General features: G+C 73.1%; 4 protein-coding genes. All 4 read left to right on the plus strand.

Features of this window, described 5'->3' with window-relative positions; genetic code table 11:
* Positions 1 to 394, plus strand: a 394-nt coding sequence (locus FK498_RS19560) for a hypothetical protein (protein ID WP_202614922.1), incomplete at its 5' end; no start/stop codon positions are given.
* A 14-nt stretch (positions 395 to 408) separates the two neighbouring features.
* On the plus strand, positions 409 to 729 hold the full coding sequence (gene fliN, locus FK498_RS18145; protein WP_370510917.1) for a flagellar motor switch protein FliN: 321 nt from the start codon (positions 409 to 411) through the stop codon (positions 727 to 729).
* Positions 730 to 764: 35 nt separating this feature from the next.
* Positions 765 to 2,141 (plus strand): sigma-54-dependent Fis family transcriptional regulator, encoded by a 1,377-nt coding sequence (locus tag FK498_RS18150; RefSeq protein WP_141857047.1) that lies wholly within the window; start codon positions 765 to 767, stop codon positions 2,139 to 2,141.
* A gap of 7 nt (positions 2,142 to 2,148) precedes the next feature.
* A partial coding sequence (locus FK498_RS18155; protein WP_202614923.1) for an FHIPEP family type III secretion protein occupies positions 2,149 to 3,148 on the plus strand: 1,000 nt, incomplete at its 3' end.

Raw genomic sequence — 3,148 nt, forward strand, 5'->3', positions numbered from 1 at the left:
GCGCACGCTCGCGCGCCTGGCGGAGGCCGTGCTCGCCGCGATCGCGGCGCAGGCGGCCGAGCATGCCGCACACCTGCTGCCGGCGCAGGCGGCCACGCTGCTCGCGGAACTGCGCGCAAGCCTCGGCTCCGAGATCGCACTCGAGGTGGCCGCCGCCCCCGCGGTCGCCGACCGCGTCGCCGCCGCCCTGCGCGAGGCCGCATCCCGCTCGGGCGCCGATCTGCCCCGGGCGGTCATCCCTGATCCCTCGCTCGATGCGCGCATCGTGCGCGTCGCCTGGAGCTCGGGCGAGGCGCGGCTCGATCTCGCCGCCGTCGCGGCCGCGACGCGGCGCATCCTCGCCGAGGCGTTCGGCGCCGAACCCCCCGTTTCCGCGATGCAGGAGAGCGCGTGATGAGCAACGACCCGATGGACCTCAAGGATCTCGAACCCGCGCCGACCCCGCCCGCCGAGGCCGAGCCGCAGCCGATGCGCTCGGTGCGCGACCTCGAGGCGGTCTACGACATCCCGGTGCAGGTCTCGGCCGTGCTCGGCAAGTCGGTGATGCAGGTGAGCCAGCTTCTGAAGCTCGGCCGCGGCGCGGTGGTGGAGCTCGACCGCAAGCTCGGCGAGGCGATCGACATCTACGTCAACAACCGTCTGGTGGCGCGCGGCGAGGTGGTGATGGTCGACGACGACCGGCTGGGCGTGACCATGACCGAGATCGTGAAGGCGGATCGCGGCGCCTGACGCCGAGCGGTGCGGACAGAGACGGGAGCGCTGCCATGCGCGTGATGATCGTGGGATCGATGTCGGCGGAGCTGGGCGAGGCGGCGCGCATCGCCATCTCGCGTGGCGCGAGGATCACCCAGGCGGATGACGTCGTCTCCGCGCTCGCGCAGCTGCGCTCGGGACGCGGGGCGGACGTGGTGCTGTGCGACGTGCAGCTCGCGATCGAGGATCTGATCGCGGCGATGGCGGCCGAGCGCATCGCCGCCCCCGTGATCGCCTGCGGTACGCGTGCCGATGCGGTGCGCGCGGCCGCGGCGATCCGCGCCGGCGCGCGCGAGTACCTGCCGCTGCCGCCCGATGCCGAGCTGATCGCCGCGATGCTGGAGACGATCGGCGGCGACGGCCGCACGCCGGTGGCGGCCGACCCGGTGATGCTCGCCGCGCTGCGCCGCGCCGAGCAGGTGGCGGCCTCCGAGGCCTCGGTGCTGATCCGCGGCGAGAGCGGCACCGGCAAGGAGGTGATGGCGCGCCACATCCACCGCCGCTCGCGCCGTGCGGCCGGCCCGTTCATCGCCGTCAACTGCGCGGCGATCCCCGAGAACCTGCTGGAGAGCGAGCTGTTCGGCCACGAGAAGGGCGCCTTCTCGGGCGCGATCGCGCGCCGCATCGGCCGCTTCGAGGCGGCCGACGGCGGCACGCTCCTGCTCGACGAGATCAGCGAGATGGATGTGCGGCTGCAGGCGAAGCTGCTGCGCGCCATCCAGGAGCGCGAGATCGACCGGCTCGGCGGCTCCGAGCCCGTCAAGGTGAACGTGCGCATCCTCGCCACCACCAACCGCCCGCTCGAGGCCGAGGTGCGCAAGGGCACGTTCCGCGAGGATCTCTACTTCCGCCTGAACGTCGTCACGCTCACCGTGCCGCCGCTGCGCGAGCGGCCGCGCGACATCGCCCCGCTCGCCGAGATGTTCGCGCGCCGCTATGCCGAGGTGAACGGGCTCGCCTATCGCCCGCTCTCCGTCGAGGCGGTGCGCCTGCTGGAGGTCCAGCCCTGGCGCGGCAACGTGCGCGAGCTCGAGAACACGATCCATCGCGCGGTGCTGCTGGCGACCGGGGAGACGATCGGCGTGGACGCGATCGAGCTGCCGCAGGACGAGACGGCGGTTCCTGCCGCGGCGGGCAACGGCCATGCCGCGCGGGCGGTGCCGTCCTCCGCGCCCGCAGGCACCCTCGCCGGACTGGTCGGTCGCACGGTCGCCGACGTGGAGCGCGACCTGATCCTCGAGACGCTGACGCACTGCCTCGGCAACCGTACCCACGCCGCGGCGATCCTCGGCATCTCGATCCGCACCCTCAGGAACAAGCTGCGCGAGTACACGGCGGCCGGCGTGAAGGTGCCGGCGGCCGGGCTCGCGGACCGCGTGCCGGCCTGACCTGAGCATGGCGGCGGAGGCGCAGACACGGGCGGCGGCCGCCGCCGGATCGGGGCTGCTCGATCGCCTGCGCGAGGCGCGTCCGGGCTCGGACGTGCTGATGGCCCTCGGTGTCGGCCTGCTGGTCGTCATCCTGGTCGTGCCGCTGCCGACCCTGCTGCTCGATTTCGGCCTCGCGGTCTCGATCACCTCCTCGATCCTCGTGCTGATGACCGCGGTGCTGATGCACCGCCCGCTCGACTTCACCTCGTTCCCGACCATCCTGCTGATCACCACGCTGATGCGGCTCGGGCTGAACATCGCCTCCACCCGGCTGATCCTCTCGTCCGGCCACGAGGGGCCGCAGGCCGCAGGCGCGGTGATCGCCGCCTTCGGCGGGTTCCTGATGGCGGGCGACGTGGTGATCGGGCTGATCGTGTTCGCGATCCTGGTGCTGGTGAACTTCGTTGTCATCACCAAGGGCTCGGGCCGCATCGCCGAGGTCGCCGCACGGTTCAGCCTCGACGCGATGCCCGGCAAGCAGATGGCGATCGACGCCGATCTCTCGGCCGGGCTGATCGACGAGGCGGGCGCGCGCGCGCGGCGCAAGCAGCTCGAGGAGGAGAGCGCCTTCTTCGGCGCGATGGACGGCGCCGCCAAGTTTGTGCGCGGCGATGCGATCGCCGGACTGATCATCACGCTGATCAACATCACGGGCGGGCTCGCGCTTGGCGTCGGGCGCCAGGGCATGGCGCTCGGCGACGCGGCCACCACCTACACGCTGCTGACGATCGGCGACGGTCTCGTCAGCCAGATCCCGGCGCTCCTGGTCTCCACCGCCGCCGGCATCGTCGTCACCAAGGCGGGTGTGGACGGCAGCGCGGACAAGGCGGTGCTGCGCGAGCTCGCCGGCAGCCCGAAGCCGCTCGCGCTCGCCTCGGGCGCGGCGGCGGTGCTGGCGCTGATGCCCGGACTGCCGATGCTGCCCTTCCTGCTGCTCGCCGGGGCGGCCGGCGCCGGCGCCTGGG

The sequence above is a fragment of the Elioraea sp. Yellowstone genome, from assembly GCF_006704265.1.
Lineage (GTDB): Bacteria > Pseudomonadota > Alphaproteobacteria > Acetobacterales > Acetobacteraceae > Elioraea.

What these genes read in the sequence shown, in the direction of transcription:
- fliN (WP_370510917.1), top strand. Translation starts at nt 409, where the DNA reads ATGGACCTCAAGGATCTCGAACCCGCGCCGACCCCGCCCGCCGAGGCC.
- FK498_RS18150 (WP_141857047.1), top strand. Translation starts at nt 765, where the DNA reads ATGCGCGTGATGATCGTGGGATCGATGTCGGCGGAGCTGGGCGAGGCG.